The sequence below is a fragment of the Nocardia gipuzkoensis genome (genome assembly GCF_021183645.1).
Lineage (GTDB): Bacteria > Actinomycetota > Actinomycetes > Mycobacteriales > Mycobacteriaceae > Nocardia > Nocardia abscessus.
Window position 1 is genome coordinate 4367617 of the sequence record NZ_CP089225.1, and the last position, 13686, is coordinate 4381302.

A 13686-nucleotide genomic window follows, 5' to 3' on the forward strand; every position below is an offset into this window, starting at 1 on the left:
TGACCATGGTGGCGGATCGGTTGCGCACGCGTCGCCAGGGAACCGAGTTTCGGCGAGAGGATGCAGATTTGTCGCAGCGGAGGGGCACATCGGCGTCGGCGCGTCCGACCGGGGCAGGCGACCGGTCCTACGGTCCGCTGCGCTCGATCGCGGCGGCCGCCGCCGTGATCGTGCTGGTGCTCACCGGTTTCGCCTGGCACAGTGTCGACGCCCTGGTCGCCAACATCGAGCGCATCGGCGATCTCGGACTCGGCGGCAGCCGGGACGGCGCGGTGGACATCCTGCTGGTGGGTGTGGACAGCCGCACCGACGCGCACGGCAACCCGCTGTCGGACGCCGAGCGCGCCATGCTGCACGCGGGCGACGAGGTCGGCACCAATACCGACACCATCGTGCTGCTGCGCGTGCCCAACGACGGGCGTTCGGCGACGGCGATCTCGATTCCGCGCGATTCCTACGTCAGCATTCCCGGCCTCGGCATGGGCAAGATCAACTCCGCCTACGGCGCCACCAAGGCGACCCAGCTCCAGAAGCTGGCCGAGCAGGGGGTTTCCCAGGCCGACGCGGAGCGGCAGTCCACCCAGGCGGGCAGGCAGGCGCTGATCAAGACGGTGGCCGCCCTCACCGGCATCACCGTCGACCACTATGCCGAGGTGAGCCTGCTCGGCTTCGCGCTGCTCACCGACGCCGTCGGCGGGGTCGAGGTGTGCCTGAAGAACCCGGTGGACGAATGGATGTCCGGCGCCCGTTTCCCCGCGGGACGTCAGCGCCTGGACGGGCCGAGGGCGCTGAGTTTCGTACGTCAGCGCCACGATCTGGAGCGCGGCGACATCGACCGCATCGTGCGCCAGCAGGTGTTCATGGCGCAGCTGGTGCGGCAGGTGCTCAGCGCGAAGACGCTGGCCAATCCGGCCAAGCTCCAGCAACTCAGCGAGGCGGTGGGGCGGACGATCGTGCTGGACGAGGACTGGGACGTGCTGGCGTTCCTGCAGCGGTTGAAGGATCTGACCGGCGGACAGGTGAAGTTCGAGACCATTCCGGTCGCCGATCTCAACGGGGAGACCAGCAGCGGCGAATCCGTGGTCAAGGTCGAGCCCAAGGCGGTCAAGTCCTATATCGCCTCGCTGGTCGGCGACGGCCCGGCCCCACGCAACACCGAGCCGGGCTTCGATCCCGCCTCGGTGACGGTCAGCGTGTACAACGCCGGCGGCATCGGCGGGCTGGCGGCGGAGGTCGCGCAGGCGCTGAGCGCCAAGGGATTTCGCCAAGGCACGGTGTCCAACTACAGCGGCGGCCGCGTCACCAGCAGCCGGGTGCTCGCGGCGGACACCGCGAGCCCGAAGGCTCAGGCGGTGGCCAAAGCGCTCGGCGGGCTGACGGTGCTCGCGGATCCGGCCCTGTCGCCGGATTCGGTGAGCGTCGTGCTGGCGAGCGACTATTCTGGTCCGGGTTCATCGGCGAGCCGGGTGTTCGATCTGTCCGGTACGTCGTCAGCCGCCACACCAGTCCCACCCGCTCCACCGATCGACGCAGGCCAGAACGGACCGAAATGCGTGAACTGAAACATGCGTGACATCCACCAGGTACACACACTCACCGAAGCGGTACTCGATCCGATCCTCGCCCGCGAACCGGCGGGCCCGCGCGTCACCTACTACGACGACGCCACCGGAGCGCGCATCGAGCTGTCCGGCGCGACATTGGCGAACTGGGCGGCCAAGACCGCCAATCTGATTCGCGACGAGTTCGGCCTCAGCCCGGGCGCCAGGGTCGCCGTTCTGCTCCCGGCGCACTGGCAGACCGCCGCCGTGCTGCTGGGCTGCTGGTGGGCGGGCACCGAGGTGGTGCTGCACCCGGACGAGGACGCCGATCTGGCCCTGGTCATTCCGGATCGCCTGGACGAGGCCGACGGAGCGGGCGAGGTCGCGGCACTGTCGCTGGACGCCATGGGCTCCCCGGTGCGCGACCTGCCGGTGGGCGTCACCGATTTCGCCACCTCGGTGCGCGTGCACGGCGACCAGTTCCTGCCCCGCGGCGCCGGTGTCGCGCTGGACGGCATGCCGGTCGCCGAGGTGCTGGCTGAGGCCAGGAAATCGGCGGTGCTCCAGGGCTTCGCGGAGGGTGACCGGGTGCTGTCCAGTACGCCGTGGGACACCCCCGCCGAACTGATCGACGGATACCTCGCGGTGCTCGCCGCGGGCGCTTCGCTGGTGCAGGTGGTCAATCCGGATCCGGCGGCGCGGGAGCGGCGCATCGCGTCCGAACGGGTGACCGCGCAACGCGGGTGAGCGGCGATCCGATCGCGATCCGCGCCCAGGTAGCGGCTCCTACCACGGTATGGGCGCCGCATCCGACCTGGGGACGTTTTACAAGTCGGCGGCGTTCCGTACGGTGGAGTCATCGCACAACGACGGGGTTGAGTATGAAGCCACACTATTGGTTCCGCTGGTTGTCGGTGCAGGGCGCGCCTCGTCTCGCGCTGCGGCTGCAGGCCCGCCGCGGCGACCCGTTCGCCGAACTGATGGGCGGGCCCGCCGGCTTCGACGACCCCTACCCGCTGATCGAGCGGTTGCGCGGGCAGGGGAGACTGCTGCGCACCTCTATCGCGTGGGCGACCTTCGATCACGAGCTGTGCCGTTCCATCCTGCGCGACAACCGTTTCGGCGTGCGCACGACGGAGAGCTTCAACATCCCCAAGCCGCTGCAGAAGCTGGCCGAGCGCTTCCCGCTGCCGCCGAATCCGGTCGAGCCGCCGTCGATGCTGGTGATCGATCCGCCGGAGCACACGGCGATGCGCAAACCGGTCGCCTCGGCGTTCACCCCGCGCGCGATCCGCAGGCTGCGCGACCGCGTCGAGACGGTCACCGAGGAATTGCTGGACGCGCTGCCCGCGCACGGTTCGGCGGATCTGATCGGTTCCTTCGCCTCCCAGGTGCCGATCGCGATCATCTCCGAGATGCTCGGCTTCCCCGACGAGGACAAGGCCAGGTTCCTCGACTGGGGTGATCAGATGACGCCGTTGCTGGACGTCGGCATCCCGTGGCGCGCCCACCGCAAGGCGCTGCTGGCCATGGAGGTGATGAACGACTACCTCGACCAGCACATCGAACGGTTGCGCCGCGCACCGGGCGAGGACATCCTCAGCAGCCTGGTCACCGCGGGCGAGCTGGACTCCCATGCGCTCAAGGCCACCGCGAGCCTGCTGATGGGCGCGGGCTTCGAGACGACGGTCAACCTGATCGGCAACGGTGTCGCACAACTGCTGGCCCATCCCGATCAGCTGGAACGGCTGCGCGAAGAACCGGAGCTGTGGCCCAATGCCGTCGAGGAGATCCTGCGTTTCGACTCACCGGTGCAGACCACGGCGCGCACCGCGCTGACCGACGTGCAGATCGACGGTATCCGGGTGCGCGCGGGCAACACCGTGGTGCTGTCGCTGGCGGGCGCCAATCGCGACCCGGCGGTCTTCGCCGATCCCGGGCGGTTCGACATCGGACGCGACAACGCCAAGGAGCACCTGTCGTTCAGCAGCGGCGTGCACGTCTGCCTCGGGGCCAGCCTGGCCAGGATGGAGGGCGTCCACGCGCTGCAAGCCCTGTTCGAGCGGTTCCCCGACCTGCGCCTGGATGGTCCGCCGAAGCGGCGCGAGCTGTTCACCCTGCACGGCTACGAACTGATGCCGGTGCGGCTCGGTCAGCGCGCGCCCGCGCCGGAACCGGTCTGATCAGCCGGGCGTGGTCTTCCAGACGTAACGGGTCTTCGGGCGTCCCGCCCTGCCGTAGTCCGAGCGGCGCACGACCAACCCGTCGTCGGCCAGCTTCTCCAGGTACCGCCAGGCTGTGATGCGCGACACCCCGATCGAGGTCGCGGTGTCCGCGGCGGTGACGCCCTCGCCCTCGGCCGCGCGCACGGTGCGGGAGATCTCGTCGAGAGTCTGCGGCGCGACGCCCTTCGGGGTGGCGGCGCGCTGGTCCGGGGTCCGTAGCGCGCTCAACGCCCGGTCGATGTCGTGCTGGGAGATGGCGCTCTCGCCGGCCGGAAGCGCGGTGCGGAACTCGCGATAGCGATCCAGCTTGTCGCGGAACGCGGCGAAGGTGAACGGCTTCAGCAGGTACAGCACGACGCCGTGCGACACCGCGGTGCGCACCAAGGCCAGGTCCCGGGCGGAGGTGATGGCGATGACGTCCGGGCGCGGCGCCAAGCCGGTCAGCGCGGCCGCGACGTCGAGCCCGCTGGCGTCCGGCAGGCCGATGTCCATCAGCACCAGGTCGATCGGCGTGCCCTCGGCCGCGGCGTCGGCGGCGGCGCGCATCGCCTCGCGTCCGGTATGGGCGACACCGACGGGGGTGAATCCGGTGATGCGCTCCACATAGGCGCGGTGCGCCTCGGCGATCAGCGGCTCGTCCTCGACGATCAGGACACGGATCATCGCGCTTCCTTTCGTGGAATCGTCACGGTCACCGCGCTTTCGGGATCCCGTTGAGTGCGGATGCTTCCCCCGTGGCGGGCCACCAGCCGGTGGACCAGCGCGAGACCGAGCCCGTGGTGGTCGGCTTTGGTCGAATAGCCGCGCTGGGACGCGCGCGCGAACATCTCCGCCGACATGCCGGGTCCGCTGTCGGCGATCCGGATGTAGAGCGACTCGTTCGCGGCATCCGCCCGCTGGTGGCGCAGGGTGACTTCCACCCAGCCCGACGCGCTGCCCGCCGCGGCATCGATCGCGTTGTCGACGAGATTCCCGACCAGCGTCACGGTTTCGTGCGGCGACAGCGGATCCACCGAGTCCAGGGCGGTGTCGTCGGTGATGGTCAGCTCGATGCCGCGTTCGGCCGCCTGGTTCACCTTGCCGAGCAGCAGAGCGGCCAGCGCGGGCGCACCCACCGCGGCGAACAGCCGATCGATCAGCGACTGGGACAGTTCGAGTTCCGCGGTGGCGAACTCGACGGCCTCCCGGTGGTGGCCCAGCTCCACCATGGTGACCACGGTGTGCAGCCGGTTGGCTGACTCGTGCGCCTGCGCCTGCAACGACGCCGCGAAGCTGCGCACGGAGTCGAGTTCGCCCATCACCGCCTGCAATTCGGTGTGGTCGCGAATGGTCATCACCGTGCCGATCGGCCTGCCCTCCCACGAGACGGTGTCCTGGTTGACCAGCAGGATCCGATCGGTGGTCACGTGCATCTCGTCGCGAACGGTGCCCCAGCTCATTCGTTGCAGCGACAATGGGAGGTCGCTGCGCCGGACGTCGCCGACGGGCAGGTCGAGCAGCCGGCGTGCCTCGTCGTTGACCACCTCGGCGTCCTCGCCGGACGGCCCGAACACCACCAGACCCTCGTGCACCGAGTGCAGGACGGCGTCGTGGTGCTCGTACATCGCGCGCAGCTCGTCGGGCGCCAGGCCGTGCGTCTGCCGCCGCAGCCTGCGGCTGAGCAGGAACGATCCTCCGGCGGCCAGCACGAGCCCGGCCCCCGCGACGCCGAGGATCACCGGGAGCTGGGTGGCGACCTGGTCGCCGATCTTCGCGCGGGTGACGCCCGCGGAGACCAGGGCCACGATCCGCCCGTTGTCGTAGACCGGAGTCACCGCCCGGATGGAGGGGCCGAGGGTGCCGGTGAAGGTCTCGGTGAAGGTCTCACCCGCCAGCGCGCGATCGATGGTGCCGCTGAACGGCAGCCCGATCATCGCCGGGTTGGTGTGCGTGTAGCGCGTCCGGTCCGGTGCCATGACCACGATGAAGTCCATGCCGGTCTCGCGGCGGATCTCCTCGGTGACCGGCTGCAACAGCGCGGTCGGATCGGCCGCGCCGATCGCGGCCACGGTGGAGGGCGCGTCGGCGACACTCACCGCGACGTCGGTGACCTCGCGGGTGGTGGTGACGTCGCTGTCATGCCTGGCGTCCAGCACGGCGAGCACCACGCCGATCGCGATCATCACCGCGAGCACGACCAACTGGAAGACGAATGCCTGACCGGCGAGGGAGAGCCGACCGCGTCTCACAAGCTCTTCCTCCGCTGAACGTAATGCACCAAACAGTGACCAGGATCACCCAGCCGACCATCATTCTGCCTGGCGAGCGTCAGCGACCTCGCTTCGGTACCTTTCGAAGGGAAATCCTCGCTATGAGCGACTCGGTTCGAACGCGGCACGACCGCACCCATTGGCTCTATCTGGCCGTCATCGTCGCGGTGGTCGCGGGCGTCCTCGTCGGCTGGCTGGCCCCCGGCGTCGCGCAATCGTTCGCTCCGCTGGGAACCATCTTCGTCAATCTCATCAAAATGATGATCGCTCCGGTCATCTTCTGCACGATCGTGCTCGGGATCGGCTCGGTGCGCGCGGCGGCCACCGTCGGCAAGGTCGGCGGTCTGGCCATCGGCTACTTCCTGATCATGTCGACCATCGCGCTCGGGATCGGTCTCGTCGTCGGCAATCTATTGCAACCCGGCACGGGACTGAATATCGCCAAGTCGACCAAAGCCGGTCACGACCTGGCGACCACGGCGCACAGCGCGGGCGGCACCTGGGAATTCGTCCAGAACATCGTCCCGTCCACGCTGCTGTCCTCGCTCACCACCGGCAATGTCCTGCAAGCGCTGTTCGTCGCGCTGCTGGTCGGTTTCGCCGTGCAGGCCATGGGCACGGCGGGCGAGCCGATCGTGCGCGGCGTGGCGCTGCTGCAGAAACTCGTATTCCGGATCCTGGTGATGATCCTGTGGCTGGCGCCGATCGGCGCGTTCGGCGCGATCGCGAACGTGGTCGGCAAGACCGGCCTGGACGCGGTGGTGAAACTGGGCACGCTGATGGCCGCGTTCTACCTCACCTGCCTGGTGTTCGTCTTCGGTGTGCTCGGCGTGCTGCTGTGGAGCGTCTCGCGAGTGTCGATCTTCAAGTTGGTCCGCTACCTCGCGCGGGAGTACCTGCTGATCGTCGCGACCTCGTCGTCGGAATCGGCGCTGCCGCGGCTGATCGCGAAGATGGACCACATGGGCGTGCAGCGCTCGACCGTGGGCGTCGTCGTGCCGACCGGGTATTCGTTCAACCTGGACGGCACCGCCATCTACCTGACCATGGCGTCGCTGTTCATCGCCGAGGCGATGGGCAAGCCGCTGTCCATCGGCGAGCAACTCGGGCTACTGCTGTTCATGATCATCGCCTCCAAGGGCGCCGCGGGCGTCACCGGCGCGGGGCTGGCCACGCTGGCAGGCGGATTGCAGAGCCACCGGCCCGAACTCCTCGACGGCGTCGGCCTGATCGTCGGCATCGACCGTTTCATGTCGGAGGCGCGGGCGCTGACCAACTTCTCCGGCAACGCGGTCGCCACGGTGCTGATCGGCACCTGGACCAAGACTGTCGACGTGGACCGGGTGCGCGAAGTGCTAGATCGCAGGATGCCTTTCGATGAGCGGACCATGCTCGACGACGACCACGGGACGCCGGGGGCGCCGCTCACGCGAGAGGCCGAGACCATCGATCTGGTCAAGGCATAGGGCGCGGCCGGGCGAAGTCCCGCGCAGCGCCGGGCCGGGCGCCAGCAGCCGGCGCACGACGAAGGGCCCGCACGATCTGCGGGCCCTTCGTGGCGTCCGGGGTCAGGCCGCCCACTTCTCGGGGTGCAGGTGGTGCTGGGTGAGCGCGGTGGCGTGGCCGTGCCCGAATCCGTGCTCGGTCTTCAGCCATTCGACGAGGTCCTTGTGCGAGGTCAGTCCGTTGTCGCGCATCGCGGCCTTCCACTCCTCGATGGCGCGGCCGTACTTGGCCTCGATGGAGGGGAAGTAGGACGCGGGGCCGTGCGGCTTGGTCGCCATGGTCGATCTCCTTGCTCGTCGTGCGTTCGATGGTGCTGACGAAGCGAACTGCCGGAATTCGTCGGCGGTCCGGTGAAAGTGATCCGGATCGCTGCGAGGGCGGGTTCCGTTGCGACGCGGGCGCAGTCGAGAGGTCTGTGGCACCGCAGCCTGGTCAGGCGGTCACGGCGACCGACGCAGTCGTGTGGTCCTTGCCCAGGCTGTGCTCGCGGATCAAGAGCGCACCGGTCAGCGCGACCAGGGCGGCGGTCAAGCCGTGGATACCGAAAGCCGCGGCGGCCGAACCGTGCCAGCTGAGCACGGTGAGCATGTCGCCGATCGGCACGAGTGCGACGACCGAGGTCACGATGCCGAGCGCGTACCGCTGCCGCAGGCCGAGCAGGACCAGGATCAACACGCCGAAGACGGTGTCCCGCACGCCTTTGAGGTTCATGAACGCCGCCGCGTCACCGTCCGGCCAAGCGGGAAGGCCGAAGCCGGGAGCGATGGTGTCGGGGGCGAACAGGTAGCTGATCCCGATGTAGAGGATGAACGCGGCGCCGATCAGGGACAGGACGGTGGCGGTGCGGGAGAGGGTCATGGTGGCACTCCTACTGGTAATCTCTGCTCCGAAATCTAGCGTCGCTAGATCTGATAGTGAGAGAATAATCGAGCTTCGATAGATTGTCTAGCGACGCTAGAATTTGAATCATGAGCACTCGCACGGGTCCGCGACCGGGGGGCGGGGCCGCAGGCGGGTCGGCCGCGCGGTGGTGGTGTCGGCGAGCAAGTCGAAGGCCGGTCGGCCGGTAGCGTGGGGGCATGGCTGATGTGGTTGTGGTCGGCTCGGGACCGAACGGGCTCGCCGCCGCGGTGATTCTGGCCAGAGCGGGGCTCGCCGTGGAGGTCTACGAGGCCGAGCCGACGGCCGGGGGCGGGTCCCGCACGGCCGAGTTGACCCTGCCGGGTTATCGGCACGACGTGTGCGCGGGCGCGCATCCGATGGCGGCGGCGTCTCCGCTGTTCCGCGCGTTCGACCTGACCGCGCACGGCGTCGACCTGCTCACGCCGGAGGTCTCCTACGCGCATCCGCTCGACGGCGGCGTGGCCGGCCTGGCCTGGCGGGACCTGGAACGGACGGTCGATGCCCTCGGTCCGGACGGCCCGGCCTGGCGCAAGCTGTTCGCACCGCTGGTGCGGCACTGGCCGGACGTGGTCGACATCGCGATGTCGGACCTGCGGCGCGTCCCGTCCGGGCTCGCGACCGCGATCCGTTTCGGCCTGCGCACGCTGGAGCAGGGCTCACCGCTGTGGAACGTCAGATTCCGCGAACAGGTCGCACCCGCCCTGCTGACCGGCATCGCCACCCACGCGATCATTCCGCCGCGCGCCGTCACGGCCGCGGGCGCGGCACTGCTGCTCGGCACGCTGGCCCACGTCGGGGGCTGGGTGATCCCGCGCGGCGGCAGTCAGGCGATTCCCGATGCGCTCATCGCCGAACTCGAACGCCTCGGCGGCCGGGTGCACACCGGGCACCGGGTCGACTCGCTGGATGAATTCGCCGATGCCCGTGCCGTTCTGCTCGACCTCGCCCCTGCCGAACTGCTGCGGATCGCCGAGCACCGGTTGCCCGCCCGGTACGCGAAGCGGCTGCGGCGTTTCCGCTACGGCGGCGCGGCCTGCAAGATCGACTTCGCGCTCTCCGGTCCGGTGCCGTGGCATGCCGAGGGCTGCGCGCTGGCCGGAACGGTGCACGTGATCGGCACCCGCGCCGAGGCCATGGCCGCCGAGCACGCCGTGGCCATGGGACGACACGCCGAACGGCCCTATGTGCTGACTATCCAGCCCGGCGTGGTCGACTCCACCCGCGCGCCCGTGGGCGGCCACACCTACTACACCTACGCCCACGTCCCCAACGGCTCCACCCGTGATGTCAGCGAGGAAGTGATCGCCCAGGTCGAGCGATTCGCGCCGGGCTTCAGGGATCTGATCGTGGCCAAGAACGTGATCACCGCCGCTGAAATGCCCTCGCACAACGCCAACTACATCGGCGGCGACATCTCCGCTGGAGCGATGACCCTGCGCCAGTTCGCGTTTCGTCCCGCCCCGCGCTGGAATCCTTACGCCACACCGATCCCCGGTGTCTACCTGTGCTCGTCCGCCACCCCGCCGGGCCCGGGGGTGCACGGCATGAGCGGATTGCATGCCGCGCGCCACGCTCTGCGCGAACGCTTCGATATCCGCACCGATCCGCTCGACCTCTTGCGTACCCCCGCTACCCAGCACCGCTGAGAACTACCCAGCCGGGATCTTCCCGCCACAGACTCTTGCGCCGCACGAGAGAACTGCTCCGGTCCGCGAGGACCTATCCCTTGGCGGGTTCGGTGCGGTAGAGATCGGGTTCGAGGTAGATCGCGCGTGCCGCGGGGACCGCCGCGCGGACGCGGGCCTCGGCGTCGTCGATGGCGTTCGCGATCGCCGCGACGTCCAGGCCGGGGACCACGCCGACCTTCGCCGCCACGAGCAGTTCCTCCGGGCCGAGGTATTGGGTCTTGAGGTGGATCACCCGATCGATGCGGATGTCGTCCACCAGGTTCGCGCGGATCTTCCCGTTCTCCTCCGGTGTGGCGCCCTCACCGATCAGCAGGCTCTGCATCTCCACGATCAGCACGACGGCGATGACACCGAGCAGCCCGCCGATGGCCAGCGTGCCGACCCCGTCCCAGATCGGGTCGTGGGTGATCATGGTCAGGCCGACGCCCGAGAGCGCCAGGATCAGGCCGACCAGCGCGCCGGTGTCCTCCAGCAGAACCACCGGAAGTTCCGGGCTGCGCGAATTACGGATGAACTGCCACCAGCTGGCCTCACCTTTCAGCGGCGCGGACTCGCGCACGGCAGTGGTGAAGCTGTAGAGCTCCAAGGCGATCGCGATCACCAGGATGACGATCGCCACGATCGGCGAAGTCAGCTCTTCCGGATGCTGGATCTTGTGGATGCCCTCGTAGATGGCGTAACCCGACCCGAGGGTGAACAGCACCAGCGCCACGATGAACGAATAGAAGTAGCGGTTGCGCGCGTACCCGAACGGGTGCAGCTCGGTCGCTTCCTTCGCGGCGCGCCGCTGCCCCAGCAGCAGCAGTCCCTGGTTGCCCGTGTCGGCTACGGAGTGCACGGCTTCGGCGAGCATCGACCCCGAGCCGGTGATCGCCGCACCGACGAACTTCGCCGCGGCGATCCCCGCGTTCGCGGTCAACGCCGCGACGATCGCCTTCTTGCCACCACCAGCAGACATGGAAGCATGTCCTCTCTGTTTCTCCGGGATACCCGCGACCAGACTAGGGCACCGGTGATCCGGCGTTCCGGATCGGTCAGCCGCTCGCGCCGACGCATGCGCAGAACAGCTGGACGGCACCGTCCAGCGCCTGCGCGCGAATATCGGTGTCGGCGGCGGAGATCCAGGCGGCCCCGCCCCGGGTGAGCTCCAGCGCGGAGCCGTTCTGGAACAGGCGCACCCGTCCCGCCGTGCACAGCACGATGCCCGGCCCCGCCGCGGTCAGCGGCACCCGCGCGGACCCGGCGACCAAGTCGAAGCGGCGCAGCGCGAACTCGGGCGCAGGGGTGCGGTAGCGCACCGACCCGTCGCCCGCGGGTTCCGGCAGCACGACCGGCAAGCCGATCGGTTCGAAGTCCAATACGCGCAACAGTTCCGGCACGTCGACGTGTTTGGGGGTGAGACCGCCGCGCAGCACGTTGTCGGAGTTGGCCATGATCTCCACGCCGAGCCCGCGCAGGTAGGCGTGCAGATTCCCGGCCGCGAGGAACAATCCCTGGCCCGGCTCCAAGGTCACCCGGTTCAGCAGCAGCGCTGCCAGCACACCCGCGTCGCCCGGGTATGCCTCGGCGAGTTCGAGCGTGGTGCGCGCCTCGGCGGTGAACTCGCGCGCGCCTTTGCCGGACAGGTATCGCACACAGCCGTCCAGCACCGCGGGCAGCAGCGTGGCGAGCACGTGCTGCGGCAGCGTGATCCAAGTGGTGAACAGTGTGCGCAAGCCGGCGGAATCCGGCTGGGCGGCAAGCAGTTCGCAGTAGGAGTGCAAGCTGTCCACCGCCAGCGCGCGCAGTAACGCGACCGTGCGGTGCGGCTCGCGGAAACCGGCCAGCGCCTCGAACCGGTCCAGCGCGACGACCAGTTCGGGCTTGTGATTGTCGTCGCGGTAATTGCGCAGCGGCGAATCCAACGGCACCTTCGCCCGGTTCTCCCGGTCGAAGCCGGCTCGGGCCTGTTCCGTGCTCGGGTGCGCCTGCAGCGACAGTGGCTCCTCGGCGGCCAGTACCTTGAGCAGGAACGGCAGCTTCGCGTCGAATTCCGCCGCGGCGGAGCCCAGTTCCCGGTCCGGGTCGGCGGCGACCAGCTCCAGCAGCGAAGTGGTGCGGTCACCGATCTTCACGTACGCCGGGTCGGCGGGGTGGGCGCCGAACCACAACTCGGCTTCTGGATGCGCCGACGGCACCGGCCTGCCGCACAGCTGAGCGAGCGCGGTGCGCGAGCCCCAGGCATACGAGCGCAGCGCACCAACGAGTTCGTGCACTAGTAGCTTCCCCCGTACTGCCCCTGGCTGTCGGCCGAGGCGGTGCGCGAGCCGATAAGCCGCAGGTAGGCGGCGGCCATCTCCAGTCGCAGCGCGAGCACCGCGAGCTGTTCGAGTTCGGTGCCCTCGGCAGGCGCGGGCTCCTCGGCGCGGGCCTGCGTGGGAGCGGCGGGGTCGGTCATCTCGGTGTGCAGCAGGTCGACGTCGGCGTTCACCAGATCGGCGTCGACCAGGTTCGATCCGTCGCCGCCGAACACCGCGAGGCGGCGGCGCGCGGCCGCGCGATCGCGATCGGCGCTGAGCACGAACACCCGGATGCGCTCCACCGGCGCGGGGCCGTCGAGCTCCTCGTCGTGGAACAGCGGATCGAAGTCGGGCGCGGATTCGCCTGCCGCCTCGGACATCCTGGTCCGCGCCGCCACGGCCTCGGCCAGGTCCACCGCGGTGGCCACTTTGCCCGCGGACTGCAGCAGCACCTCGGCGCCGTGCTCGGCCAGCTCGGCGGCGGCGGGCGAATCACCCGCGAGCACGATGCCCCGCTGCTGCATGCGCGCGGCCAGCGTCTTGGCGGGATTGCGGAAGACCTCGTTGTGCGGGCCGTCGCGCAGCGCCTCCGCGTCCAGCACGTCGGCCAGTTCGGTGAGGTCGGGGACGGCGGCGCCGGTGCGCTGCGGGTCCACCGCGCGCAGCACCGCGATTCCGGCGGCCAGGAAGCGCAACAGGCGGTTGTGCCCGAGCACCGGTACCCGCGGCTCCAGCACGGCGGCGCGTCCGGCCGCGGCGGCGCGCAGCGGCCCCTCGTGCGGCGCGGCGACGACCACCTCCGCGCCGCGGCGCAGTGCCCGGTCGACGGCGTCGATCAGGCGCGGATCGCCCGCGTCGTCGCCGGAGACCAGGACGACGTCCAGCGGCCCCACCCACGGCGGGAGGGCGGCGGCGGGCACCACGGGTAGGCCCGCACGGTCGCCGAGCGCGGCGACGAGCAGTCCGGCGGCACGGGCGGCACGTCCGGAACCGGAGACGAATACCACGCTGCGTGGGCGCAGATCGGCCAATCGGGCCAGCGCGTCCTCACCGACGGCCGCCGCGGTAGCACGTACCTGGGCGCCGCCGGATGCGGCCGAGCGAAGGGCGCCGCCTGCGTCGGCGGCCTCGAGTGAAGCGGCATCGTCGAGGTCGAGCACCGGTGTTCCAGCGATCATCGGGCGTCCCACCTCCCCTCATCGCGCTGTGTCTTTTCCGCCCCCGCGCCCACCCGGTCCAGCTGCCACACCGAGACCGAGTCGGGCGACTCCAAGGCCTGTGATTCCACTATTCCA

At 69.6% G+C, this 13686-nt stretch carries 12 protein-coding genes; 5 read left to right on the plus strand and 7 right to left on the minus strand.

The genetic code is table 11. The features are described 5' to 3' along the window. The first annotated feature begins 5 nt into the window (after positions 1-5). From LTT66_RS19690 to LTT66_RS19700, 3 genes are all read left to right on the plus strand, one after another. Positions 6-1562, plus strand: coding sequence for an LCP family protein (locus LTT66_RS19690; protein WP_408638859.1), 1557 nt, complete (start codon positions 6-8; stop codon positions 1560-1562). A gap of 3 nt (positions 1563-1565) precedes the next feature. After that, positions 1566-2288, plus strand: a complete 723-nt coding sequence (locus tag LTT66_RS19695) for a TIGR03089 family protein (protein WP_233060077.1) — start codon at positions 1566-1568, stop codon at positions 2286-2288. Between the two features lie 134 nt (positions 2289-2422). Then, the gene (locus LTT66_RS19700) at positions 2423-3724 is read left to right on the plus strand and encodes a cytochrome P450 (protein ID WP_233060078.1); all 1302 of its coding nucleotides are present in this window, start codon (positions 2423-2425) and stop codon (positions 3722-3724) included. Here the strand turns inward: LTT66_RS19700 and LTT66_RS19705 are convergent, their stop codons facing one another. Both LTT66_RS19705 and LTT66_RS19710 read right to left on the minus strand, forming a co-directional pair. After that, positions 3725-4429 (minus strand): response regulator, encoded by a 705-nt coding sequence (locus tag LTT66_RS19705; RefSeq protein ID WP_195150350.1) that lies wholly within the window; start codon positions 4427-4429, stop codon positions 3725-3727. Next, positions 4426-5994, minus strand: coding sequence for a sensor histidine kinase (locus LTT66_RS19710; protein ID WP_233060079.1), 1569 nt, complete (start codon positions 5992-5994; stop codon positions 4426-4428). Before LTT66_RS19710 ends, LTT66_RS19705 begins: the two co-directional genes overlap by 4 nt. Positions 5995-6116: 122 nt before the next feature. Between LTT66_RS19710 and LTT66_RS19715 the strand changes: the two genes are divergently transcribed. After that, on the plus strand, positions 6117-7481 hold the full coding sequence (locus tag LTT66_RS19715; RefSeq protein ID WP_233060080.1) for a cation:dicarboxylate symporter family transporter: 1365 nt from the start codon (positions 6117-6119) through the stop codon (positions 7479-7481). 102 nt (positions 7482-7583) lie between these two features. Here LTT66_RS19715 and LTT66_RS19720 read toward each other — a convergent pair whose 3' ends face one another. Next, a complete protein-coding gene (locus LTT66_RS19720) occupies positions 7584-7799 on the minus strand; it encodes a DUF4287 domain-containing protein (RefSeq protein ID WP_233060081.1) in 216 nt (71 codons plus the stop codon). 154 nt (positions 7800-7953) lie between these two features. Next, entirely contained in the window at positions 7954-8379 is a 426-nt protein-coding gene (locus LTT66_RS19725) for a DUF4267 domain-containing protein (RefSeq protein ID WP_195064940.1), read from the minus strand. A gap of 221 nt (positions 8380-8600) precedes the next feature. On the opposite strand from LTT66_RS19725, the gene LTT66_RS19730 reads away from it, so the two are divergent. Next, positions 8601-10070: a phytoene desaturase family protein gene (locus LTT66_RS19730; RefSeq protein WP_233060082.1), complete on the plus strand. Its 1470-nt coding sequence runs from the start codon at positions 8601-8603 to the stop codon at positions 10068-10070. Between the two features lie 73 nt (positions 10071-10143). On the opposite strand, the gene LTT66_RS19735 is transcribed toward LTT66_RS19730, so the two are convergent. From LTT66_RS19735 to LTT66_RS19745, 3 genes are all read right to left on the minus strand, one after another. After that, positions 10144-11070, minus strand: a complete 927-nt coding sequence (locus LTT66_RS19735; protein ID WP_233060083.1) for a cation diffusion facilitator family transporter — start codon at positions 11068-11070, stop codon at positions 10144-10146. A gap of 76 nt (positions 11071-11146) precedes the next feature. Then, on the minus strand, positions 11147-12367 hold the full coding sequence (manA, locus tag LTT66_RS19740) for a mannose-6-phosphate isomerase, class I (RefSeq protein ID WP_233060084.1): 1221 nt from the start codon (positions 12365-12367) through the stop codon (positions 11147-11149). Further along, the gene (locus LTT66_RS19745) at positions 12367-13569 is read right to left on the minus strand and encodes a serine/threonine-protein kinase (protein WP_233060085.1); all 1203 of its coding nucleotides are present in this window, start codon (positions 13567-13569) and stop codon (positions 12367-12369) included. The genes manA and LTT66_RS19745 overlap by 1 nt, the downstream gene beginning before the upstream one ends. Between the last annotated feature and the right edge of the window lie 117 nt (positions 13570-13686).

Coding starts and splice junctions, on each gene's coding strand:
- LTT66_RS19690 (WP_408638859.1), top strand. CDS start 6: ATGGTGGCGGATCGGTTGCGCACGCGTCGCCAGGGAACCGAGTTTCGG.
- LTT66_RS19695 (WP_233060077.1), top strand. CDS start 1,566: ATGCGTGACATCCACCAGGTACACACACTCACCGAAGCGGTACTCGAT.
- LTT66_RS19700 (WP_233060078.1), top strand. CDS start 2,423: ATGAAGCCACACTATTGGTTCCGCTGGTTGTCGGTGCAGGGCGCGCCT.
- LTT66_RS19705 (WP_195150350.1), bottom strand. CDS start 4,429: ATGATCCGTGTCCTGATCGTCGAGGACGAGCCGCTGATCGCCGAGGCG.
- LTT66_RS19715 (WP_233060080.1), top strand. CDS start 6,117: ATGAGCGACTCGGTTCGAACGCGGCACGACCGCACCCATTGGCTCTAT.
- LTT66_RS19720 (WP_233060081.1), bottom strand. CDS start 7,799: ATGGCGACCAAGCCGCACGGCCCCGCGTCCTACTTCCCCTCCATCGAG.
- LTT66_RS19725 (WP_195064940.1), bottom strand. CDS start 8,379: ATGACCCTCTCCCGCACCGCCACCGTCCTGTCCCTGATCGGCGCCGCG.
- LTT66_RS19730 (WP_233060082.1), top strand. CDS start 8,601: ATGGCTGATGTGGTTGTGGTCGGCTCGGGACCGAACGGGCTCGCCGCC.
- LTT66_RS19735 (WP_233060083.1), bottom strand. CDS start 11,070: ATGTCTGCTGGTGGTGGCAAGAAGGCGATCGTCGCGGCGTTGACCGCG.
- LTT66_RS19745 (WP_233060085.1), bottom strand. CDS start 13,569: ATGATCGCTGGAACACCGGTGCTCGACCTCGACGATGCCGCTTCACTC.